The following is a 24,229-nucleotide window of genomic DNA, read 5'->3' as shown; positions in this document are numbered from 1 at the left end:
TCATTATTCCCCAAGCCCATTTTCTACTGTCAATACTTTTTTAAGGGCTGGAATAATATCCTCCTTTCTTGACATGGTTATTATTGAGAAGTTTTTAAAATTAACCTTTGAATCTAATTGGGACTTAATTGTGCTCGTTGGTCTATAGTTTCCTGATGTAATCTCCGCATATCCAAATAAATTGCATTTCTCACATAGTTTTTTTGCAGCATCAATAGCTCTATCATTATCTTCAGTCCAATTATCCCCATCGCTACAGTGAAATGCATATACATTCCAAACAGAAGGATTATATCTTTTTTCAATAATCTCTAGAGCTTTATTATATCCACTACTGATAAGAGTCCCTCCAGACTCACCCTTATGGAAGAAATCATCCTCATTAACTTCCTTAGCTTCTACACTATGTGATACAAATACGACTTCTACATTAATATACTTTAATATTACAAACTGATATAAAAGAAAGTAAAAACTTCTAGCTAAATATTTTTTAGTAGTCCCCATAGAACCTGAAGTGTCCATTATACATATAATTACGGCATTACTTTCCCTTTTTATATCTTCTCGCATACGAATATATCTTATATCGTCTTCTATAAAAGGAAATCTTCTCTCTTCCTCTTCATCAATTGTTCTCTCTTCCTCTCCATCTCTATAATAGGATTTTTTTCTTTTTAACTTTTCTATTACTGATTTCTTTTTTGCTAAATGAGCTGGTATACCTTTTCGCTTATACCCTAATCTTTTAAAATTTCTTTCTGATTCAATTTCATTAAATTTCTTTCTATCCAAATCAGGCAAATTTAAATCATCAAATAGATAGTTAATTAGTTCTTCTATTGTAATTTCAGTTTCATAAATATCTTCTCCTGATTGATCTCCTGCCTGACCACTTCCCTTTCCTTGTGCCTTTCCATCACTATCTGTTCCAACTACATCTCCTCTTTTTTCATTTCCATTTCCTGAACCTGCCCCTTGATCATTTTTCCCATAAATAAATCTATATTCTTTTATTCCCTTAATAGGAATTTTAATCTTTTTGCTTTTATCCTGTCCAATAATACTTTCCTCTGCAATTATATCCATTATATTTTTCTTAATAGACTCTTCTATGAGCTTTCTATGTCTTCTCCTATCCTCAACGGACCGATCTCTTCCCCTATTGTCAAACTCCCTAAATATAGCCACCTTACCACCTCATTCTACTTTATATTATAAAGTTAGACTTTTCTTAGCTAAATTTTGAGTTGTAGAAATAATCCTACAACCCCAAGTTCTTAATTACTGTTCAGTCTTTCCACAAATTATTAGCAGCATATTTGAGAATTACATCACAGCAATGGTCACAATATCCATTTTTATTCATTTCTTCCACCATAGCATTATATTTTTCACTTTGTTCTTTATCTCTAACTTTTGTACGAGTAATAACTCTACTTAATTCTCTTACTGAAGAGGTTAGCTTCTTTTCTATAGCTTCTTTTAGTGGTTCATAGCATGTATAATCAAGTTTACCACCATTTCTCATAATATACAGCATGTATGCAGTAACATCTTGACGGAATCCCTTTGCTGCTGTTCCAGTTATATTAATATGCTCTTCTATAGATTTTAAGAAAGCTTCATCTGGATCTAATTCCTCTCCTGTACGGCTATCTCTAATTTTTTTTCTATTCACAAATGCTTCAGCATGATCTAGATAATTATTAAATAAATCTTCAGCCTGTTCTCTATATCCATGTATAAATGCCTTTGTTACTTCATTTTCTAGCATCTTATGATATTCTTTTTTAATAGTATTTTGCAAGAAACCTAGATACTTTTTCTTTATTTCTTCACTTAACTCTAATTCTTTTACTGCCTTTACTAGTGTATCAATAAAAGCAATAGGATTAATACAATTATGCTCTGAATCTGTAATTGCTGTATCAATAGCTTTCATAATAAATCTTGTAGATATTCCTGTCATACCCTCTCTTTGAACCTCTTCTCTAAGTTCTACTATATCTACTTTTTTAGTAGTTCCTTTTTCTACAATTTCTTCTCCATTATATATTTTAAGTTTTGTAATAGGATCAATTTTAGCAGATTCACCTAACCTGCTTAGTATAGCAAACATAGCACCAATTTCCACTGTATGAGGAGCAATATGCACATCAAACTTACTCTTTCCTAACATCTTGTTATATATTTTTACTTCTTCTTCTAACTCAAGACAATATGGTACATCCACCTTTACAATCCTGTCTAAAATGGCCTCATTAGTATGGTCTGCTTTAAATTTATTCCATTCTGATTCATTAGAATGAGCTAATATAATTCCATCAAAATATATCATTGAAGCCTTACCTGGAGCAGGAATACTTTTCTCTTGTGTAGCTGTAATCATAGTATGAAGATATTCTACCTCATTTTTAAATACTTCTATAAATTCTACGAGTCCTCTATTTCCTACATTAAAAGCTCCATTTAAAGATAACACCCTAGCATCATCTTCTGAATATAAATCCAGCTTAGATATATCTATAGATCCTATAAGCACCGATGCGTCCTGGTTATTTGGATCAACTGGTGGTATGACCCCTATTCCTTTTCTTGATCTAATACTAAAGTCTACTGACTCTACTAGGAAGTTCTGATACTCTCCATTATACTCAGTCTTTAATCTGTGCCTACAAACAGGACATAAATCTCCCTCAATCTGTACATTCAACATATCTTCAAATTGTTTTCTTAGATGCTTAGGAACTAGATGAAGTGGTTCTTCTCTCATAGGACATCCTTTTAGTGCATATATTGGTGTACTCATCTCCAAAGCCTTTTTAAGTGATTCCATTATAGAAGATTTTCCTGACCCTACTGGACCAACAAGATAAAGTACTTGACGCGCCTCTTCTCCTTGCAAAGCTGCTGCTTTAAAATATTGAACAATTTTACCTAAGGTTTTGTCTATTCCATAAAACTCCTCTTTAAAAAAGTTATATTTTTTTATAATATCATTACTACCGTATATTCTTCTTAATCTTGGGTTTTCTCCTGTTTTAATCTCCCCTACTCCTTTGCTTGTAACTATATCATACATTCTTCTGTGGGCTAACATTGTTACTGATGGTTCTAATTTCACCTTATCTAGATATTCTAAAAATGTCCCTTCAAATTTCAGTTTTCTTTTTTGATCTGCGTCTTTTTTAATTAAATCTAAAAATTGACTCATATAATCTCCTCCTTTTCAGGATAAATATAAAATAATATTTTTGATCTGATAAAATATTGTATATTTTTATTGATATAGTAATTTTTATGAATATAAACTATACTTTATGTTTTTTTGTTAATTTTAACGTTACAAAAACTAAATTTATTAAAATATAGCATTATATTTTAATAAATTTAGTTTTTATATAATATAGTATAAAATATTTATAATTTCTTATAAATTTAAAAAATGACAATGAAAGTTATTTTGCTTATGCAAAACTTTATAACTCTTCATTGCCATCTACCATTTTTTATTCCCTCACTTGCTCAAATCTATTAACTAGTATTCCTTCAAATTCTACCTTCTCTAAGAACATTTCAAGAGGTCTAACCCATACTCCCATCTCTCCATATAGCTGCTGATAGACAACTATATCTTCTAGTGTCTCTGAGTGTTTTGCAAGATGTAAAACTTTGTATTCATTACCTTTGAAATGTCTATATTTATGACCTATGTTAACTGTTCTCTCATCCATGTTTAGTACTTAACCTCACTTTCAACTTTTACCAAATCAAAATAATGTAATTAAGACTATTTTAAACTATTTACTAATGAATTTAAATTATAATTTTAAAATTAAATAAGAGCCCTAGGCTCCTAACGAAGATTCCGCTTATTATTTTCTTTTATATTTAAAAGGAAGCAACTCTGAAATACTATATTTTTCTAATGTATCATTATTAGAGATAATAACCTTTATATGTGAGCCATAATCATAAATTAACTCCCTGCACATACCACAAGGGGATACTACTTTAACTTCTTTACTTTCTTCATAAGGATGTGGATGACGAACTGCTACAATAGTTTCAAATCTATCTTCATCTTCTAGTATCGCTTTTCCGATAGCAATAGCCTCTGCACAAATATCCATTTTTCTTAAATATGCTTCTATATTAACTGCTGTAATTATTTTTCCTGATTTTGTTCTTATAGCTGCTCCAACTTGATGTCTAGAGTGTTTATAGTGTTTTTTTATAATCTCTCTTGCTTGTTCAACAAGTTCATAATCCTCCTGGGTAATTGGGTATAGTTTCAATATTATCCCCCCATACAATATTACTCATTAGATATTAACATCTTTCTTAACATAGATATCTTTACTATGAGATTACTACGTATCCCTTATAATCTTATAGTTTGTATTATATACTATGAGTAATTTAAATAAATGTTAAAACTTATATATACTTATTTAAGCTATTTATGTTGTTGAATCTGCCTCATAAGCTCCCTCTAATACTTTTTTAAGTTTTCTTAAAAAATATCCCGATACTAAAGGAGCTAAACTAATAACTACTAAATAAAATTTTAGAATTGAGATATCATTAAATTTTGTAAGCAAAATTAATAACAGTATTGAGCTAACTGCTCTCCCACTATTTAAAACTATATCTCTATTTATCATATATTCTATTCTCATATTTTCTTCATGAACTCTATTTACTACATTAAAAGTTGAAGAAGACCACTGTATCATAAAAAAAGGGAGAAAAAATGCATTTACTACAACATACATCAAAAGTGTAGTATAATTTATTCTTGTAGCCAGTCCTAGTATGGCTAAAAAGCCACCTATATTACCAATATAAATAGAAAGTCTTCTTTTAGGTGGTTTTATAATCTTTTGTACAAGTACAAAAGATAAAGATGTTATAAGAGAAGCAATAAAAGTTAATTTCCCAAGAGAAAGTTCACTTTTAGTTATTTCTATAATTAGTATATTTACTAAAACAGTTATGATTACATCTCTAAAACCCCAGAAAAAAGTACTTTTTCTAATAATACTCCATTCTGCACAATTGTCAGATATAGCTTTTTTAAAATCAAGCTTACTACCATAATTTTTACACTTTAAAGTTAGACTTACTAAAATAAGTACCACAAACATTAAAAGTGTCATACTAAAGACAATATTATACCCTCTAACTCCTGAAAATCTACTTATTATAAATGCTGAAGTGATAGGTGCCACTGCTGCTGCAATTCCTGAACATGCTCCATTAAACCCGTTAAATGTATCTCTATTATTGGTACATGTGAAATCAAAACTTAATGTATTAAAAGCTAACCAATAGAATCCTCCTGATATTCCAAAAACAAATCCTAAAAGATATATGTATATTATACCTTTACTTCCTACCAGGAGCATTAATGTATAAAATAATGCGTATATAAGTAACCCTATTCTCAATGACCATATTCCATTTTTCTTTTTAGCTAATATCCCCGCTATTACAAATGTTATTGGTACAGTGATATGTTGAATAAGATGGTATATTACTATTACTACAAAGCTACTAGTTTGCTTCCAGAAAAATATATTTACGAATATTCCAGATAAGCCCATTCCAAAAGTGAATAGAATGCTTATTGTGAGTAAAAGTTTAGCCTCTCTACACATAACATCCTCCTTTATTCTTAAAGTGATACTTTTCTAGTATGTACAAAAAAAATTTTTAATATTAAATTTTTTGCAAACAAAAAAGAGGTAATTGATTACCTCTTTTAAATAGATAAAATTAATATTTTTAAATTTGTAATCCAAAATACCGTTACTCTGATTTTGACACCTATCTCTCGATAGGTGGGTGTTCTCACAGATATTTTTTAGAATTTGCCACTTTATAATTGGTCTTATAACTCAACTCATATCTAAATATTGAACTCCCTATTGCATAATGTAGGTTCAAAATAAGAGCTTCACAAATACTTCAGAAATTAATATTAAATATTATAATTTTAATATATGCTATATAGTTTTGTTCTGGAATATTATTATATCAAATAGTTAATTAATTTCAACAAGAAATTTAAGGAAAGATTTTATTTACAAAGTTTCTTCCACTAAAATTATATCTTTTGTGTTAATTCTTTTAGAGTTACTTATTTTTAAGTGTATCTCAAACCATATAAATAATACCATACCTTTTATAATACTTGTAATACTTATACTCCACCAGATTCCATTAAGACCTAAAATATTAGGTGAGGATAAAATTAAAGCCATAGGTATTCTAAGTCCTGTAAATACTGTACTTACAAGTGAAGGGGGCATAGTTTTACCCATTCCATTAAAGGCACCCGCTGTGGCAATTTCTATACACATAAACAACTGTGATACTCCAAGAATTCTGAGGTAATCAACTCCATAGGACAATGTTCCCTCTTCTGGTATAAAAAAAGAAAATATAGTAGCTGCTCCAAAAATTAAAAGTAACGTTGCAAATACTCCTAAAACACCTACACTAATCATACCAAGCTTATAACCTTTAGTGATTCTATCCCATTTTTTTGCTCCATAATTTTGTCCAATAAATGTACTTATAGCTGTCTGAAAACCTCCCGCTGTCATCCAAGATATTGATTCAATCTGAGAACCTACTTTTTGAACTGCAACTGGCACCTCTCCCCACCCTGCAATTATTCTAGCAATAATCATAGCAAAAATACAAAACAATCCATTTTGCAAAGCTACTGGTAATCCATATTTAAATATTCCTCTTATGTAGTCCCTATCAAAATCTTTAAAAGAAATACCTCGAGTCAAATCTAATTTCTTTGCAGATAAAATAAATAAAATAGTTACAACTACTTGCGCAAATACTGTAGCTATAGCTGCTCCTTTAACCCCCATAGCTGGTATAGGTCCTAGTCCAAATATTAAAACTGGATCAAGTATTATATTAATTATAAGTCCTATTACATTAAATCTAAATGGAGTTTTGCTATCTCCTCTTCCATTATAAATTCCAGTAAATACAGGATTTATAAAGTAAAAGTTTATTCCAAGGGCTATTATAACTAAATACTCAACTGCCATATCTACAACAGTTTTACTTTCAAGTTTAAAAAATCCTATTAGCTGATTTCTAAATAAAATTAAAAACACAGCATAGATTACTCCTAAAATAACATTAAGAATAAGGGTGTTTTTAGCATACTTTTTTGCTGATTTTATATCATCTCTACCTATTGCTTGAGACACACCGATCTCTGCACCAACTCTTGATATAAGAATAAATGCCATGGCAAACCAAGTAAAAAATCCAGCAGTTCCTACAGCCGCTACAGCGCTACTCCCTATTCTTCCAATGTATATCATATCGGTCATATTATAAGCCATCTGTACAAAGGATGTCCCCATTATTGGAATTGTAAGTTTTATGAGGGATGTTAATATTTTCCCTTCTGTTAATTTATTGTCCATTAAATCACCCATCTATTATCTATTTAAATATATAGTTAAAGCATAATTTTTCTCTTTAAAATATAAGCACGTTTTATTATATAGTAATATTACTTTATATGCTATTAATTTTTTATTATAAAAAATTAAAGACACCTCAATTATTATTGAAGATGTCTTTTCTGATCTATTGTGGTAATATTTCTTGTAATAATGAATATCCCTTATATACTTTTACCCTTGCAATAACATTACCCTTTCTCGCAGCTTCTTCTAAGTCTTTACCAGTATTTTCAGGTATAAAGTATTTATCTAATGTATATCCTACTCTAATCCCTTTTATCTTACCTTGTTTTGTTTCATCCCAAATAGAATATTCATATTTTCCTTTTAAAAATACTCCCTCTTTTGGTTCTACTAAAGTAGCTTTATCTACACTATAAAAATCCTTATCTTTCTTCAAACTCACATATATAGTTTTTGTCCCTAACTTCTCAAATTCACTATATTGCTCTGTATGTTTCTCCAACTTTAAAATTTCTTCATCAAGTAAGATTAAAGGTATATCATTTATTTCATAGTTAAGTTGAACATAATCCCCTCTAAAAACATCTCTAGGATCAAATGGTTGTGTCTTAATTAGAATTTCTGTTCCTAAAATATTTGTCATTATTGGTTGTATTGTCATAGATAATAATATTAGAATCTGTACTAGAAATACAATTATATACTTAGAACCTTTATTTTTAACTATTTTTCTCACCTATGACACCTCCTTGCTGTTTTCTAAGTCTTTCAAAATAATATCCAAATCCTAAAAGAATTACTCCTCCAATAATAAAGAACAAGGACTTAGGCATAAAATCATATAAAGTATCAAAATAGTATCTTAGTATTAATGCACAAATAAATAACAATGGTGTAAGTAAACCATTTTTAACTAAACTTAATAAATACAATAATAGAAGAATACCAAAGCAAATTGCCACAAAATTACCGTTTGTTACAAAGTTCAACTCCTCCCAAATATGCTTTCCTGTTAGAAATAGTCCACTTATTCCAAATACTATAATACCTTCTAACTTGAATATATCATGATTTAAATTATGCTTAAAATAATACATTACAAGCCCTATGATAAAGAATATTATAGCTACATATAACCCCTTTACATCATTATAATTTAGAAGATACAACAAGTATTGTAGTGCTACAAAATTATTAAAAAAGGTTATTATTTTTAGATGGTTAAAATATTTATTTGCCATGTAAAAGACTACTATCAAAATTATAGGATATATAATTATATTTTCATTAAAATTTTGTCCTATATATATAATTAGAAGTACATGAGAGAATATAAGCAGAGGCATTTCTTTTAATAAAACTCCCATAACTACAACTCCGATACTCCATAGTAAGAAAGCTGAAGTATGATTTCCTCCTATATTAAATATCTGCTCTATTAAAAATATACCTGCCCCATAAATTAGAGCACTTAAATACATTAATGATTTAGATGTTCTAGGATAATATTTTTCAAGTTTAAAGGATATAAGTGTAGAGCAACCTAATGCAGCTACAATAACTGAAATTTTTAAAACCTTCCCCATATATGGCCAGTTACTTGCTACAAAACTTAAAATTCCAAGCCCTATTAAAATTGAACCTATCATTACTAATATTTTAATAAAGTTTAATTGAGACTCTTCTTCATAAAAAGTCATTATGTCTTCTAACTGATAAGGGGTAATTATCCCTCTATCTTTATGCTCTTTTAACTCTGTTTCAAGAAACTTGTAATTCGATTTACTCAACTTCTTCTTCATAATCTTTACCCTCCTCTAAAAGAATTTTAAACTTTTCTAATATATAATCCTTGTCAAAGGAACTGTACCACCTTTTATTACTTCCATCTATTATTCTATAATGAGAACTTATCATATTCTTTTGAACCTTAAATCCTCCTTCAACCAAAATGTCTTTCCAGAATACTCTACCTCCACCAGTTAAATTTTTCGGGGAATCTATATTTGTAAATGTTATAGCTTCTAGAATTTCCAGAGGATCTTCTCCAAGAACCATCTTTAATATTTCACTTTCTCTAAAAATGCCACATACTGCTATAACTAAGGTCCATGAAGCTCCATTTCTTTCTTTTTCTATTTGAATTAGAGTTTTTTTAGAAATTCCTAATACTTCTGACATTCTATCCTGTGAAAAGTTATATTCACTCCTTATAAGACGCATCTTTTTTGAAACTATACTAATTAACTCTTCTTGTGTAAAATTCTCCAAATTGTCATTCCTCCTTTCTATGTAATAAAAGATAGCTTACTCAGCTTCATTATGATTGATATTACTTCATTTATATTATAATTTTTTCCCAATTTCATAATAGTAAATTAACTTGCTGAAGAATTTTACTAAATATAAATACATCCTTGTAGCTTTATATTTATAGTGTAATATTACACTATAAATATATGTTTTACAATACATTTTTGTGAAAATATTTCTTAAAATCAATCTTTTTTATAATACATAATAATTTTTAGATTACCTATACTATTTATAACTGCCTAATCTTTAGTCTCTAATTGCTATTAGGTAGCATTATATTTTATCTTTAGTAATTAGAGATTAGTGACTAGAGACTAATAGAAAATTTATTTTAAATTTTCTTTAAAAGGGAGTGATTAAAATGAGTCATAAAAAATCAAAAGATACTAAAAATATAGACAAAAGAACTTCAAAAGCTAATATTATCCATGAAGATGAAATGAGAAAACAAAGTTCAAAAGGTGTTATAAAAGACACAGATGGTACTGTATAATATATAAATTTTCTGAAAGGAGATTATCATGTCAAATAATAATATGAAAAAAACTAAAAACAATAAAAAACAAGATGGTCATTTTAAAAAGATAAATATAAAACATGGTCAAGGTGAAAGTGCAAGAGCAGTTTTTGACTCTCGTGGAGAAAAGGATTTAGAAGATTTATATTAAAAAATAAGTGAGAGCTTTTAAAAAAAAGCTCTCACTTATTTTTTAATATATTTAATTGAATTTTTCTAATGCAACGTTTATTTCCACAGGAATATTATCAACTAGAAGATTTATACATAAAACTTTGTCCGTATTCATTTTAGCTTCGAAATCACTTCCATATATTAAGGTAGGAGTTGAAATATTTATATTTATACCTTCTTCTGAAAGATTAGTACTTGCATTGGCAGTAAGCATATTAGATAGCTCTGACAAGGCACTTTGAGCCATATCATCTAACTCATTAACAGGCATTCCCATCATCATAGTAGAAGCAATCTGCTTTGCACTTCCATTATCTAATGAGTAAATAATATTCCCTTTAATATCTCCAACAATTCCTAAGTTCATCATAACACCCAAACTTTTTATACTCTTACCTTTAAGGTTAATACCCTGCTTAATAACTTCTCGAAAGCCAAGTTGCGGCATTACATATAAGAATGAATCGATAAAAGGATTTATGTATTTTACATCCATTCAGCATCACCTCTTTTAAACCCTACATTTAAATAAATATCCCCAAATATAGTTTTAAATATTATAGATTTTGAATCTGAGATAGTTCTGGATATATTTAAAGAATTTCCATGAAAAATAGTAGGAGGTGCTACACGAAACCCCAAAACCTTATTTTTACGATTCATTACTGAACAACCATTTCCAGAAACTATGTTAGCAAATTCACCCATCATAGCTAGAGATTCTTCTCTACTCTTAATCTCTCTCTTTAAAACATGTTTTGCCATATTGTCTACTGTTTCATAAGATGCATCTAAAATCATACTTCCAGAGTATTTCCCTATAATCCCCACTACAATAGAAACACCTCTTGATGGTTGTGTTTCTATTGAATTTGTAACACTAGAACATTCTGGAATAGTTTTTGCCAATCTATTGATATTATCCAAAAAAACCTCTTTAAATGTATCAAAATATATTTCTTGCAATTCATGAAATAATTCTTCTCCAGACATTATTCTCTTTAGCAATGTCACAAGTTCCTCTGGATCAACTGGTTTCTGTATGTATCCTGAAACCCTACTTTCTTTTGCTTGTTTAACAATCTCATCATCCATCATTGAGCTTACAATAATTACTTTTATATTAGGATTGATTTTATGAATGGCTCTTGTACATTCTAAACCATCTGTCCCTGGCATGGTCATATCCATTGTCACTAGATCTGGTTTTGTATCTCTAATAACTTGTTTAGTTTCCTCTAGTGATCCAGCATCCCCAACTACATCATATCCCTTTTCAGTTAATATATCTCTAAGAATGCTTATTGAGAAGGGTGAATCATCAACGATTGCAACTCTAATCTTTTCCATACTTCCACCATCCTATCTATCATATGTTTATACACTTTACATATATGATTTATCGAAGTTTTGCGACTAGTTTTTATATGTTAGTTAATCCAATTAATGTAAAGTCCTTGATAATTAATTCTATTATACATTAATTATTTAAATTTCGCATCATGAAGATTTATAATATTTATAATATTTATAATATTTATACATTTCCCTCCTACACATGACTCAAAGTATGTTATATATTAACTAGGTAAAACTAAACTGTAACCAACTACTGATGACTCTCATCTTCAGTAAAAATTATAACTAACATAAAATTATTCAGAGGTGAATTTATGTCAATACAAGGATTTTATCTAATGCCACACCCTCCTATAGTTATTCCCGAAGTAGGCAAAGGTGAAGAAAACAAAATCAAAACTACAAGTGAAAGCTTATATAAAATCAGTAAAGAAATTAAAGAAAAAGCACCAAGCACTATAATACTAGTGACGCCGCATGGCACAATGCTTGAAGATTCTATTACTATGATTTATGAAGATAGTATTTCTGGAAGCCTAAAAGATTTTGGAGTGCCTGAAATTAATATGGACTTATCTATAAATAAAGCGCTTACAGATAGAATTTATGAAATAACTCTAGATCAAGGTATTTCATCAACTCTTATTACAAATAATTTCCTTCAAAAATATTGTGACAAGGTTAATCTAGACCATGGAGCTTTAGTACCTTTATATTTTATTAACAAACACTATAGCAACTTTAAACTTATTCACATAACTTATGCTCCTCTTAGTGATATAGAGCTTTATAAATTTGGAATGACCATAGCAAAGGCAGTAGATGAATTAAGTGAAGATACTGTTTTTATAGCTAGTGGTGACCTATCTCATAAACTTAAAGAAGAAAGTCCCTATAAATATAGTCCCTATGGTGAAAAATTTGATAGAGAATTTCTTAATCATCTTAAAAACGGAGACACTGTAAATGCTATAAATATGGATAATACAACTGTCTCTAATGCAGGTGAATGTGGAAGAAATTCTGTAGTTATAATGCTCGGAGCTCTTGAAGGCAAGAAGTTCAGTGGGGAACTTTTAAGCTACGAAGGAATCTTTGGAATTGGATATGGAGTTATGAAATTTAATATTATTTCTAAAGATACCTCAAAGCTTGAAGATTTGAAAAGTCTAATAAAATCTCAGCAAGATGACCTTTATGTAAAACTTGCTCGTGAAAGTCTCACTACTTATTTAACTACTGGAGATAAGCTTCAACATCTACCCGACTATATAACTGAAGATATGAAAAATAATAAAAGAGGAGTTTTTGTATCTTTAAAAAAGAAAGGTGAACTTCGAGGATGTATTGGAACTATTTTACCTACAACCTCCTCTCTAGCTAAAGAAATTATAAATAATGCTATTGAAGCCGGTATTTATGATCCACGGTTCTATAAAGTGTGAAAAGATGAACTTCTAGATATAGATTTTTCAGTTGATATACTTACAGAACCTGAAATAACTACTAAAAATCAATTAGATCCAAAAATATATGGAGTTATTGTAAAGAGTCTTGGACATACTGGACTTCTTCTTCCTAATCTTGAAGGAGTAGATACTGTAGATAATCAAGTTTCAATTGCCTTGAGAAAAGCAGGCATCTCAGAAAATGAAGCTTATACTGTTGAAAGATTTAAAGTTATAAGACATATAGAAAAATAGATTTTATGAAAGGAAGTCTTTATCTATGAAACATGAGGCAATGTTCTATGAAAAATTAGATGATAAAATACATTGCTATCTTTGTCCTCATAACTGTGTTATTGAAAATGGACATATTGGCAAATGTAATGTACGAAGTCATGAAAATGGCAAGCTATATACCTTGAATTATGGAGAGATAACTTCCATAGCCCTAGACCCTATTGAGAAAAAACCTATTCACTACTATAAGTCTGGTACTAATATTTTGTCTGTAGGAAGCTATGGTTGTAATTTTGTATGCGGATTTTGCCAAAACTATAATATTTCTCAATTTAAGCCTAATAGTGAATTTGTATCTAAAGAAAATTTGGTAGATACAATATTATCAAATAAAGATAGTGTAGGTGTAGCTTTTACTTATAATGAACCTAGTATCTGGTATGAATATGTGTATGACTGTGCAAAGCTTCTCAAAGAAAAAAATAAAAATACTTCAGTAGTCGTCGTTACTAATGGATATATAAGTGAAGAACCTTTAAAGCAGCTATTACCTTATGTAGATGCAATGAATATAGATTTAAAAGCCTTTACCAATAGATACTATGATGTAATCTGTGGCGGTAGCCTTAAACCCGTACTTAAAACTATTGAAATAGCCGCAAAAGAATGTCACGTAGAAATAACCACCCTACTTGTAAGTGGAGAAAATGATAACTTAAATGAGGTAGAAGAAATCGCAAAATTTTTAAGCGTTATAAGTAGCGATATTCCACTTCATCTTTCAAGATACTTTCCAAGGTATAAGTTAGATAATCCAGCTACAGATGTAAACTTTATGTTTAAAGCCAAAGAAATAGCTGAAAAGTATCTAAGTAGAGTAAAACTAGGTAATATTTAAAATGACTTTACTATTCTATTTCACCCCCCCTTTTACTATTGCATACTATAAAATCAGCATAGTATATTTATGAGGAGGAGCGAAATGATTAAAATTTCAACAAGTACATTTAATATTGATGAAATTTTAGATGATTATTATGATAATAGTATAGAGAAAAAAATTTTAAACATACTTGAATCTAGTAGCACTGTGTACAAATATAATTCCTTAGACGAATTAATTTTCGAGTTAAAGTTTAGAAAGGCCATTATCGAAGCATCTATAGATTTACATTATACTAGTTTTGATTTTAAAGTCTTTGAAGAAGCTATATGTAACCCTAATTATTGGAGAAGAACAAGCGAAGGTGGTTTTTTATTAAAAGCAGATGTAAAACCTTCTGATGCTATAAGAGATATCTATAAAAATAGTTCTGAGTATGGCACCGAATGTTCTACAGCAATAGTTATACTCCATTACAAGGCACTTCTAGATGTATTTCCAGAAAAGCTTTTTAATATAATATTTAAAAGGATTTATTTAATGAATTGGCGTGCACTAGATCATAACCTTAAAGAACTTGGTTATATGGAAGATGTTTCAGATTATATACCTGGAGATCGTAGATATGTTAAAAATCCTGATGTTAACCCTGAAACTCCAGAATGGCAGGGTGAAAATATTATGGACTTAAGTAATGGAACTTACTATGGTCATGGTATGGGTATTAAAACTGTTAAAGAAGTAATTCAGGAATTAAATAAAAATAGAAAAAAAGACTCTACTGTATCATCCTACTTATTACCTTCTGTTTCTCGCCCTAATTTTAAACGTTTATATAGAATATATAATGAATTTATGTCTAATCAAAGACTTACTGACAAAAAAACTTCTAGAGGTCTTTTTATAAGATACCCTCTAGATTCATCTTGGTATTTACATTTTAAATATTAGTTTAATCTATTTACTAAACTAATATTTTAGTAAGTATCGGATCTTCATCAATAATCCCTTTAGCAATTTCCATATTTTCTTCAACATGTATATATGTGAATCTACTAGGCTTCATTGATCGCGCAAGTTCTATTGCCATTTTGAAGTCTTCTTTTTTCATTTTTATACTTTCCGCATATTTAAAAAATCCTGTATCCTCTAAGACTTTTTTAATTCTCTCTTCTCTATGTTTTTGTATTTTTGACATTATATAAGTAGCAATTCCAACCTGTATTCCGTGAAGCTGTGGTTCTTCTAATACCTTATCTAAAGCATGGGAAATGAGATGTTCTGATCCACTAGCTGGAGAACTATTTCCAGCAATCTCCATAGCTATTCCATTTAGAGTAAGGGAATCTACTAACTCTTTTAAAAATAAATCATCCTTTATAGTTTTAAATTCAGTTCTTACAAAACTATTTACTGCCTTTTTGGATATTAGGACAGCAAAATCATCCATAACTGTTTTTTTATTATCCTCTTCAAATTTCCAATCATAAAGAGCAGTTATATTTGATACCAAATCTCCAATTCCTGAATATATAAATTTTTCTGGAGCACCCTTAATTACATCAATATCAACTATAACTCCATAGGGTGTTTTTGAGTGAAGAGTAATTCTTTTTTTATTTATCATTAATGAAGCATTGGAACTTGCAAAGCCATCATTTGATGTGGATGTAGGAACACTTATAAATGGGATTTCTCTTAAAAAACTCATATATTTTACTGCATCTATAGCTTTTCCTCCACCAACTCCAATGAGTACATCTACATCATTTTCAATATCGAAAGCCTTTATAGAAATATGTTGAAAATCTATATCACTAACTGTTCCAATATTAGAAATTTGAATTTTTGTTTCCTTTAAAGATGCTATAATAGTTTCTCCAAATAACTCATATATTCCTTCACCAAAATATACTCCAGCCTTATTAAAGTTGCCTTTTCTTATTAAATTTCCTATATTACTTAAATTCCCTTTTCCTACTTCCAATATAGATGGAATAGATATTCTATTATTTATAGCTTTCATTTACTCCACTCCTCAAGGTACTTTTTCAGCCAATCCCAAATCTCAGTAAAATCTTTAAACTCAATAAAATTTCTACTATCCTTCTGTAAAAGTTTTACTAAACTCCCTCTTGCAAATATCACATCTGATAAAATTGCTGCTTTAAAATCCGGCTCACTGTCACCAGCATAAAAAACTTTATTGTATTTTTCTCTTAGTTTTGCTATAACCTTAGCTTTATCAATACCATAAACTGGAGAATAGACCTCGCTAGTTTCATCTAAAACAAAATGTATTCCTTTATCCTTAAACATACCTTTATTTGAATAGACTTCTACACCATCTATTCCATGTTTTTCAAAAATCTTATCTATATAATAACTACTTCCTGCACTAACTACTATAAAATCTCCACCTGCTGATTTTATATTATTGATAAAATCTTTTGTATAAGGATCAATAGCAATTTTCATTATATCTTCATATATTTCTTCTTCATTTCTTCTTATATTTTTAAATATATATCCTAAATAATCTATATCTTTTATTTTTTTAGCTCTCCAATCTTGATACATTTCTTTGCACTCATCTTTTAAATATTCATCTGTTATTATTTTATAAAAATCTTTATCTGTAAGTGTTCCATCAAAATCTGATACAAATACAAAATTCTTCAACTTTTTTTCTCCTTCTACTTAGACATTTTTATATAGCTTTAAAAATAACCAAACAGCAACTATGATGTTTGGTATACCCACTGTAACAATGACTTTTCCCCAAATATCTATATCATCTATTGCTTTTAGCTTTTCTCCCATTTTAATTTGTGACTTTTTTCCTGAGATCACAGAGAGATTTTTAAATAAACTAGTAATAACTAGGCTAATGATAGCCACTGTTCCAGATATTACAAATGACACTTGCCAGTTGTTTGAGAGTATTGATAATAATATTCCTACCCCAGCAATTAATACTCCCACTATAAGTGCTATAATCATGGATCCCCATCCCTTCAATCTTCTCTATTACCTACTACGTAAATATTACTAGTAATATTCTCTATTAAGCCTCATGGTTCCTCTTCTTATAACAGTAGGTACTGCTTTATATTTATCATGAGATACAACTTCTTCTTTTATCATCTTTCCATTTTCATAAATTCTTCTTATAAGCTTTGATTCATATCCTGCACGCCCTTTTTCTTCTATATACTCTCTTCCCCACATAAGACTTGAATCCTCTAAATATTTTATAGGACTATCTATTTTACCTATAGTTTTAGATATAAGCTCTATTCTTCTATTTCTTTTTGTACTAAACAAATCAAATGTAACAGTATTCTCCTTAGATCTAGCATGAATATATATATAGTGATCTGTATTATTTTTAAACTTTAAATCCTTAGAACCGTAGTTTACTACAGCATCTCTACTTAAAGGAACATAATGTACTGTTAAACTATGATTATCCCGCTCCACTATTTCTAAATCAGCTAAGAGTACTGCATTATATAAAGTAGTTGATACTTGACATATACCTCCGCCTAAACCTTGATCTAAATTACCATTAATATAGATACCAGCCTCTTGAAATCCTCTAGCTCTAGTTCTTACTCCTACTACTTTATTAAAAGAAAAAGTTTCTCCTGGAGATATTATGGTACCATTTATTATATTGGTAGCTAGTCGAATGTTTCCACTTCTTGGTCCATTTGAACTATTAAATGAAGTTGTAAAAGAAGATATCCTCTGTTTGATACCTTGAGTTTTTAGAATTTCTTTTGTTATTTCAGCCTTAAATTCTTTAATTTCTAAAGAAAATTCTTTTCTATTATCCTTTAAGCTTACTAGTAATTCTTTATATAATTTTTTTCTATCTACCTCAGCTCCTGATTTTTCATCAATAATTTTCATTTGTCCATTTTCATATATATGCTTTGCATTAATTGGCTTAGGAAGCTTTGAAAAATTAAATCTATTTATAGCTTTAGAAAATTTATCATACTCCACTTCTTCACTAATTTTATATCGTCTTCCCTTTTTTCTTATATCTACATACTGCTTTACTTTTTCTATAGGATTTAAGTCGTTGTATATCAATGATGATATTTGTTTTATTACTTCATCTTTATCAGTTTTATACCCTAAATCCTTTAACTTAAAGTTATGGACTTGAGTTTTTCCTTCATATATGAATGTAATTTTTATTATTCTATTTTCTTGTTGATTTACTTTGTCATCAATTAGTTTTTCAACTTCCTTAAAGCTCTTTCCTCCTATATCTATATTATTTAAATAAACATTGTCATGCAGCTTTTTCTCTCTTTTTATTAATATTTCTGAGGCGTATGTTGTTGTTACTATAAAACACATTATGAATAAAATAATAATTGTAGTTATTAGGCCTTTTTCTTTAAAATTATTTTTCATTTTACACCTCCATCTTTAAATACTCATTAGTATTAGTTTGAATTAAAGTAATAAAATAATACTCATTTTATTAAAGATATAAATTGATTATATTGTAAATAATTTAAAGCTATGGAACGAATTAAATATAATTCACCCCATAGCTTTACTTTTATAATCATATTCTTAATAATTTTTCTATATTATGAATCATAAAACATTATCCATATATATACTAACAATTCTCAGCGCAGAAATATATTAATTTTTCTGTATCTTCCCAACCTATACATGCATCTGTTATTGATTTACCATACACATTATCACACGCATCTTGCTTTCCATCTATAAGATAGCTTTCAATCATTAATCCCTTAATTGAATCCTTTAATTCATTATTGTATTTTCTATTTAAAAGAACTTCTCTTGCTATCCTTGGTTGTTCTTTATGTTTCTTTAAGGAATTAGCATGGTTACAATCAATAATTAAACTTGGATTAAATAAGTTTAATTCCTTATATTCATTTATTACGTTAACCAAATCTTCATAGTGATAGTTTGGAATGTTTCTTCCATAAGAATCTACTGCTCCTCTTAGTATTCCATGTGCTAATGGATTTCCACTAGTTTTTACTTCATATCCATTATAAATAAATGTATGTTCTAATTGTGCTGCTTTTATAGAATTGAACATTACAGAGATATCCCCACTTGTTGGATTTTTCATACCAACAGGAATATCAAGACCACTTACTGTAAGTCTATGTTGTTGATTCTCTACTGAACGAGCACCAACAGCTACATATCCAAGAAGATCTGATAAGTAAATATAATTTTCTGGATATAACATCTCATCAGCAGCAGGCATATTAAAATCTGTTATAGCCTTTAAATGTAATCTTCTAATAGATTTAATTCCTTCTACTATATCTGGTTTCTTATTAGGGTCTGGTTGAAGCATCATGCCTTTATAACCTTCTCCTGTAGTTCTTGGTTTATTTGTATATATTCTTGGAATTAATATAAGTTTATCTTGAACTTTTTCTTGAATTTTAGATAATCTTTCTAAGTATTCACAAACAGGTTCTTCGCTGTCGGCAGAGCATGGTCCTATTATTAAAATAAACTTATCACTTTTCCCCATAAATACGTCAGCTGTTTCCTGATCTCTCTTCTTTTTTCTTTCCCCAGCTTCCAAGCTTAACGGTAGTGATTCTAAAATCTCTTCCGGACTTGGAATTTTCTTAATGTACTCTATACTCAATGTAAGCCCCCCCAAATAAATAAGTTAGTCTAATCCTATCGGATTTTTACGTATTACTATACATCCTAATCTTTAATACGTCAATAGTTAAACTTAAATCTCCATTATAATAGGAAGAATAATTGGTCTTCTCTTAGTTTTTTCAAATAAGAATCTTTCTACAGCCTTCTTCATATTAGATTTTAGTACATACCATTCAATAACTTGATTTTGTAAAGATTTATTAAGCTCATTTTTAACAATCTCTTTTACTTCTCTAATTAAAGCTTCTGATTCTTTTGCATATACAAATCCTCTAGTGATTATATCTGGTCCTGCAATTATACTATAAGTCTCTCTTTCTAAAGTAGCAACTATAGTAAGCATTCCATCCTCTGCTAAATGCTTTCTATCTCTAAGCACTATATTGCCTACATCTCCTACTCCAAGACCGTCTACATATACAGAACCTGTTGGAATTCCTCCGAGTACTTTAGCTCCTTCTTTTGATATCTCTAAGCATTTACCAAGATCTAAGGAGAATATATTTTCTCCTTCCATACCTAACTTTTTGGCTAAGTCAGTGTGATGCTTTAAATGCATATGCTCGCCATGAACTGGCATAAAATACTTCGGCTTAACTAAGGTATGAATTAATTTTAGTTCCTCTTGATAAGCATGCCCTGATACATGCACCTCTTCTAAATCATCATAAATTACATCTGCACCTTGTTTAAATAATTGATTAATCATCTTAGATACAAGCTTTTCATTTCCTGGAATTGGTGATGAAGAAATTATAAATAAATCTTTTGGCTCAATTTTAATCTTTCTATGAGTAGCAAAGGCTATTCTAGCAAGGGCTGCCATAGGTTCTCCTTGACTTCCAGTAGTGATTATACTAAGTCTATCATTAGAATAATTAATCATATCATCTACACTGATAAGTGAGCCCTCAGGTATGTGTAAATACCCCAATTCCATAGCCACTTTTGATATATTCTCCATACTTCTTCCACTAAAAGCTACTTTTCTTCCATATTTAATAGAAGCATTAATTATTTGCTGCATTCTATGTATATTTGAAGCAAAGGTAGCCACAATAACTCTTCCTTCAGCTTTAGATATAACTTTAGCTAAAGTTTCTCCTATAACTTTTTCTGATATTGTGTGTCCTTCCCTTTTTACATTAGTGCTATCAGCCATAAGAAGCATTACACCTTCTCTTCCTAGTGTTGAAATGCGTTGTAAGTCCATAACTAATCCATCAATAGGGGTATAGTCTATCTTAAAATCTCCAGTATGTAGTATAGTTCCAATTGGAGTATGAATAGCAAGTGCACAAGAATCTGCTATACTGTGAGTATTTCTTATAAATTCAACCTTTAGATTTTCTAATTTAATAACATCTCCAGCTTCTACTCCATTAAGTGTAGTTTCTGAGAGCAGATTATGTTCTTCTAGCTTATTTTTGATTATCCCTAAGGTTAATCGTGTTCCATAAACAGGAGCATTTAACTGCTTTAAAATATAAGGTAATGATCCTATATGATCCTCATGTCCATGCGTTATAAAAAATCCTTTTACCTTTTTTGCATTATTTAGTAGATATGCTATATCAGGAATAACTAAATCTACACCATACATATCTTCATCAGGAAAGGCTATACCACAATCTATAACTATGATTTCATCCTGGTATTCAATAGCTGTTATATTCTTTCCAATTTCCCCTAGTCCTCCTAGTGGAATGATTTTTACACTATCCTTATTTAACATTAAATCATCCCCTTTATCTTTACAATTATATTATTTCATTTAGTTATTTTGCCTTATTATACAAATTTAATTCTTATTATTAAAAAAATCCCCCTAATATATATAACTAAATCTAAAAATATAAAAAGCTTTAGCAATCTTTATAAAAATCGCTAAAGCTTTTTATATTAAGTAATTTTATAATTCTTCCACTAATTGATAAATTCTTTTATTTAATACAGGATGCATTAAATAAGGAGCTAAATCTGAAAGAGGCTTTAATACAAACATTCTTTCATGCATTCTTGGATGCGGTATAATAGCTTCTTCAAAGTCCGTTACTAAATTATCATATAAAAGAATGTCTAAATCTATAGTTCTAGGTCCCCACTTTATTACTCTTTCCCTCTTTAGTTCTTGCTCAATTTTAAGCAAAAGCTTTATAAGTTGGCTAGGTTCTAAAAGCGTTTTAATTTCTAATACTGTATTAAGAAAATCATCCTGTTCTACATATCCAACAGGTTTTGTTTCATACATATTCGCTACCTTTGTTACCTTAGTTACTTCCGATAAATTTATTTTCTCAATAGCTCCTTTTATATTGTCTTCCTTATCTCCTAAATTAGAGCCCACTCCTATATACGCTTTATGCCAACTTCTATCAACTTCAATAGCTACATATTTTATAGGTTTTCCTATAGGTGCCCAAGGCTTTTTGAGCATAAGTTTAACTCTTTGTACTCTTTCATAATTTAAGAGAATATACTTAGCTAGCTCCTCTGATGCTTTTTCAATTAAGTCATATTTATTCTTCTTAAATTCCTCTTCAAGCTCCCAGCAGAGTTCCGCATAATTAACTGTCTTTGTTAAATCATCACTTTTTGCCGCAACACTTAAATCCAAAAATAATTCAGCAGAAACTAAGAATTTTTGACCCATACTTTTTTCTTCTTTATTAACTCCATGAAAACCATAAATTTCAAGATCTCTTATATATATCTTATCCAAAAAATAATCCTCCATCTATTTCCTTCTTAAAATAGCGTCTGTCATAACACATGCTCTCTTATTTTCTTTAATATCATGAACTCTTACAAAATCGCAACCCTTCATTATTCCTATTACTGTAGTTGCAATAGTACCTTCTACCCTTTCTTCTGTAGGTAACTCCAAAGCAAGTCCTATCATTGACTTTCTAGAGGTTCCTAAAAGGATAGGATAACCTAATGCCCTCAAATTTTCAAGTTCCTTCATAACCTTTAGATTATCCTCATAAGTCTTTGCAAAACCTATACCTGGATCAAGTATTATATTTTCTTTTTTAACTCCAGCCTTTACCGCTATTTCTATACTTTCCTTTAAATCTTCTATCATATCTTCAATTATATTATTATAATCTTTATTATCTCTATTATGCATAAGACAGCATGGTATTCCAAATTCCCCAGCTACTTTTGCTATTTCTCTTTCTCTTTTAAAACCCCAAACATCATTTATAAGACTTGCTCCTGCTTTTACTGCCATTCTAGCTACCTTGGCTTTATATGTATCTATAGATATAGGAATATTTATTTCTTTAGATAAATGTTCTATTATAGGCACTACTCTTCTTATCTCTTCTTCTTCTGAAATTTCTATATGTCCTGGTCTTGTTGACTCTCCTCCTATATCTATAATGTCAACTCCCTCTTCTATCATTTCCTTCGCACGAATTATTGCTGCTTCTACATTATTAAACTTTCCTCCATCTGAAAAGGAATCAGGAGTTAGATTTAAAATTCCCATAACATAAGTTTTTTCTCCTATACTAAATTCCTTATTACCTATCTTCATTAACTTTTCCTCCTAATGTTAAGACATCTTTAGTAGTGACATGAACTTATTCTCATAGGTGTATATCTAAATTTTTCTTTTCATCTGACCAATTGCATTCTTTTGTACTTCTACAGTTAAAACAGCTTCTCGATAACTTATCTGCTATATAGAATATGCTGCTCAAAGAATATTCTTCTATTATATTTGAATCTTCATCCTTTTTTCTATGAGTTAAAATAGCTTTCCTTATTTCTTTTCTTTCCTCTTCATTAAAACCACTGTCTATCAAAATTTTTTCACTTAAATCAAAACTTGCAATGTTGTGAGGTGTCCCATCTTCATATTGTCTCCACCTTCCTATATCATGAAGCAGCCCTACAGCATAAATTATTTCTTTATCTATACCTAAATTCTTCTCTAAATTAAGAATATAAGCAATTCTTGCAGTATCTAAAAAATGTTGTATATCATGCTTACAAAATTCTCTTTTTATCTCATATTTCACTATTTTCTTTATATATTCTTTATATGTTTGGTTATATAATATTTTATTAACTCTTTCAAGTTCCATTAAAATACCCCTCTTTT

Annotated in this window: 24 protein-coding genes, 1 other RNA gene and 1 pseudogene; 5 read left to right on the top strand and 21 right to left on the bottom strand. The window is 29.3% G+C overall.

The window, feature by feature from the left end; all coding sequences use genetic code 11:
* Positions 1 to 3: 3 nt before the first annotated feature.
* The 10 genes from yhbH to ACX0KU_RS10475 form a co-directional block, all read right to left on the bottom strand.
* Positions 4 to 1,191 carry a sporulation protein YhbH gene (yhbH, locus tag ACX0KU_RS10520; protein ID WP_472989848.1) on the bottom strand — a complete coding sequence of 396 codons (1,188 nt, stop codon included), beginning with the start codon at positions 1,189 to 1,191 and terminating at the stop codon, positions 4 to 6.
* A 100-nt stretch (positions 1,192 to 1,291) separates the two neighbouring features.
* Positions 1,292 to 3,217 (bottom strand): serine protein kinase, encoded by a 1,926-nt coding sequence (locus ACX0KU_RS10515; protein WP_472989847.1) that lies wholly within the window; start codon positions 3,215 to 3,217, stop codon positions 1,292 to 1,294.
* Positions 3,218 to 3,512: 295 nt separating this feature from the next.
* Entirely contained in the window at positions 3,513 to 3,737 is a 225-nt protein-coding gene (locus ACX0KU_RS10510; protein WP_472989846.1) for a DUF1653 domain-containing protein, read from the bottom strand.
* A gap of 141 nt (positions 3,738 to 3,878) precedes the next feature.
* Positions 3,879 to 4,301: a cytidine deaminase gene (locus ACX0KU_RS10505; RefSeq protein ID WP_472989845.1), complete on the bottom strand. Its 423-nt coding sequence runs from the start codon at positions 4,299 to 4,301 to the stop codon at positions 3,879 to 3,881.
* A 165-nt stretch (positions 4,302 to 4,466) separates the two neighbouring features.
* Entirely contained in the window at positions 4,467 to 5,666 is a 1,200-nt protein-coding gene (locus ACX0KU_RS10500) for an MFS transporter (RefSeq protein ID WP_472989844.1), read from the bottom strand.
* A 133-nt stretch (positions 5,667 to 5,799) separates the two neighbouring features.
* A non-coding RNA gene (gene ssrS / locus ACX0KU_RS10495) (6S RNA) lies at positions 5,800 to 5,986 on the bottom strand.
* Positions 5,987 to 6,092: 106 nt separating this feature from the next.
* The gene (locus tag ACX0KU_RS10490; protein ID WP_472989843.1) at positions 6,093 to 7,472 is read right to left on the bottom strand and encodes an MATE family efflux transporter; all 1,380 of its coding nucleotides are present in this window, start codon (positions 7,470 to 7,472) and stop codon (positions 6,093 to 6,095) included.
* A gap of 166 nt (positions 7,473 to 7,638) precedes the next feature.
* Positions 7,639 to 8,214 carry a GDYXXLXY domain-containing protein gene (locus tag ACX0KU_RS10485; RefSeq protein WP_472989842.1) on the bottom strand — a complete coding sequence of 192 codons (576 nt, stop codon included), beginning with the start codon at positions 8,212 to 8,214 and terminating at the stop codon, positions 7,639 to 7,641.
* Positions 8,198 to 9,280: a DUF2157 domain-containing protein gene (locus ACX0KU_RS10480; RefSeq protein WP_472989841.1), complete on the bottom strand. Its 1,083-nt coding sequence runs from the start codon at positions 9,278 to 9,280 to the stop codon at positions 8,198 to 8,200. The genes ACX0KU_RS10485 and ACX0KU_RS10480 overlap by 17 nt, the downstream gene beginning before the upstream one ends.
* Positions 9,261 to 9,749 carry a helix-turn-helix transcriptional regulator gene (locus ACX0KU_RS10475; RefSeq protein ID WP_472989840.1) on the bottom strand — a complete coding sequence of 163 codons (489 nt, stop codon included), beginning with the start codon at positions 9,747 to 9,749 and terminating at the stop codon, positions 9,261 to 9,263. Before ACX0KU_RS10475 ends, ACX0KU_RS10480 begins: the two co-directional genes overlap by 20 nt.
* 406 nt (positions 9,750 to 10,155) lie before the next feature.
* On the opposite strand from ACX0KU_RS10475, the gene ACX0KU_RS10470 reads away from it, so the two are divergent.
* Together ACX0KU_RS10470 and ACX0KU_RS10465 are read left to right on the top strand one after the other, a co-directional pair.
* Entirely contained in the window at positions 10,156 to 10,287 is a 132-nt protein-coding gene (locus tag ACX0KU_RS10470) for a hypothetical protein (protein ID WP_472989838.1), read from the top strand.
* Between the two features lie 28 nt (positions 10,288 to 10,315).
* Positions 10,316 to 10,462, top strand: a complete 147-nt coding sequence (locus ACX0KU_RS10465) for a CPC_1213 family protein (protein WP_472989837.1) — start codon at positions 10,316 to 10,318, stop codon at positions 10,460 to 10,462.
* Positions 10,463 to 10,513: 51 nt separating this feature from the next.
* Here ACX0KU_RS10465 and ACX0KU_RS10460 read toward each other — a convergent pair whose 3' ends face one another.
* Both ACX0KU_RS10460 and ACX0KU_RS10455 read right to left on the bottom strand, forming a co-directional pair.
* On the bottom strand, positions 10,514 to 10,981 hold the full coding sequence (locus ACX0KU_RS10460; protein ID WP_472989836.1) for a chemotaxis protein CheX: 468 nt from the start codon (positions 10,979 to 10,981) through the stop codon (positions 10,514 to 10,516).
* Complete coding sequence (locus tag ACX0KU_RS10455) at positions 10,972 to 11,835, bottom strand: response regulator (protein ID WP_472989834.1); 864 nt, start codon at positions 11,833 to 11,835, stop codon at positions 10,972 to 10,974. Before ACX0KU_RS10455 ends, ACX0KU_RS10460 begins: the two co-directional genes overlap by 10 nt.
* A 323-nt stretch (positions 11,836 to 12,158) precedes the next feature.
* Here ACX0KU_RS10455 and amrA point away from each other — a divergent pair.
* From amrA to ACX0KU_RS10440, 3 genes and pseudogenes are all read left to right on the top strand, one after another.
* Positions 12,159 to 13,547 (top strand): annotated as a pseudogene (gene amrA, locus ACX0KU_RS10450) (AmmeMemoRadiSam system protein A).
* A 25-nt stretch (positions 13,548 to 13,572) separates the two neighbouring features.
* Positions 13,573 to 14,427, top strand: a complete 855-nt coding sequence (gene amrS / locus ACX0KU_RS10445; RefSeq protein WP_472989833.1) for an AmmeMemoRadiSam system radical SAM enzyme — start codon at positions 13,573 to 13,575, stop codon at positions 14,425 to 14,427.
* Between the two features lie 84 nt (positions 14,428 to 14,511).
* Positions 14,512 to 15,363, top strand: coding sequence for a protein-glutamine gamma-glutamyltransferase (locus ACX0KU_RS10440; protein WP_472989832.1), 852 nt, complete (start codon positions 14,512 to 14,514; stop codon positions 15,361 to 15,363).
* A 13-nt stretch (positions 15,364 to 15,376) separates the two neighbouring features.
* Here ACX0KU_RS10440 and ACX0KU_RS10435 read toward each other — a convergent pair whose 3' ends face one another.
* The 9 genes from ACX0KU_RS10435 to ACX0KU_RS10395 all read right to left on the bottom strand — a co-directional run bounded on the left by ACX0KU_RS10435 (position 15,377) and on the right by ACX0KU_RS10395 (position 24,212).
* Positions 15,377 to 16,438, bottom strand: a complete 1,062-nt coding sequence (locus tag ACX0KU_RS10435) for an iron-containing alcohol dehydrogenase family protein (protein WP_472989830.1) — start codon at positions 16,436 to 16,438, stop codon at positions 15,377 to 15,379.
* Entirely contained in the window at positions 16,435 to 17,094 is a 660-nt protein-coding gene (locus ACX0KU_RS10430; protein ID WP_472989829.1) for an MtnX-like HAD-IB family phosphatase, read from the bottom strand. Before ACX0KU_RS10430 ends, ACX0KU_RS10435 begins: the two co-directional genes overlap by 4 nt.
* A gap of 18 nt (positions 17,095 to 17,112) precedes the next feature.
* Positions 17,113 to 17,415 (bottom strand): hypothetical protein, encoded by a 303-nt coding sequence (locus ACX0KU_RS10425; RefSeq protein ID WP_472989827.1) that lies wholly within the window; start codon positions 17,413 to 17,415, stop codon positions 17,113 to 17,115.
* Between the two features lie 48 nt (positions 17,416 to 17,463).
* Positions 17,464 to 18,846 (bottom strand): VanW family protein, encoded by a 1,383-nt coding sequence (locus tag ACX0KU_RS10420; RefSeq protein WP_472989826.1) that lies wholly within the window; start codon positions 18,844 to 18,846, stop codon positions 17,464 to 17,466.
* Positions 18,847 to 19,060: 214 nt separating this feature from the next.
* Positions 19,061 to 20,089: a 3-deoxy-7-phosphoheptulonate synthase gene (locus ACX0KU_RS10415; RefSeq protein ID WP_472989825.1), complete on the bottom strand. Its 1,029-nt coding sequence runs from the start codon at positions 20,087 to 20,089 to the stop codon at positions 19,061 to 19,063.
* A gap of 93 nt (positions 20,090 to 20,182) precedes the next feature.
* Positions 20,183 to 21,847: a ribonuclease J gene (locus ACX0KU_RS10410; RefSeq protein ID WP_472989823.1), complete on the bottom strand. Its 1,665-nt coding sequence runs from the start codon at positions 21,845 to 21,847 to the stop codon at positions 20,183 to 20,185.
* A 177-nt stretch (positions 21,848 to 22,024) separates the two neighbouring features.
* On the bottom strand, positions 22,025 to 22,834 hold the full coding sequence (gene folK, locus ACX0KU_RS10405; RefSeq protein WP_472989822.1) for a 2-amino-4-hydroxy-6-hydroxymethyldihydropteridine diphosphokinase: 810 nt from the start codon (positions 22,832 to 22,834) through the stop codon (positions 22,025 to 22,027).
* Positions 22,835 to 22,849: 15 nt separating this feature from the next.
* Complete coding sequence (gene folP / locus ACX0KU_RS10400) at positions 22,850 to 23,659, bottom strand: dihydropteroate synthase (RefSeq protein ID WP_472989820.1); 810 nt, start codon at positions 23,657 to 23,659, stop codon at positions 22,850 to 22,852.
* Positions 23,660 to 23,711: 52 nt separating this feature from the next.
* Positions 23,712 to 24,212 (bottom strand): HD domain-containing protein, encoded by a 501-nt coding sequence (locus tag ACX0KU_RS10395; RefSeq protein WP_472989819.1) that lies wholly within the window; start codon positions 24,210 to 24,212, stop codon positions 23,712 to 23,714.
* Positions 24,213 to 24,229 lie beyond the last annotated feature (17 nt).

This window comes from Clostridium sp. X, assembly GCF_055755365.1.
This window is presented reverse-complemented; position numbering and strand designations above follow the sequence as displayed.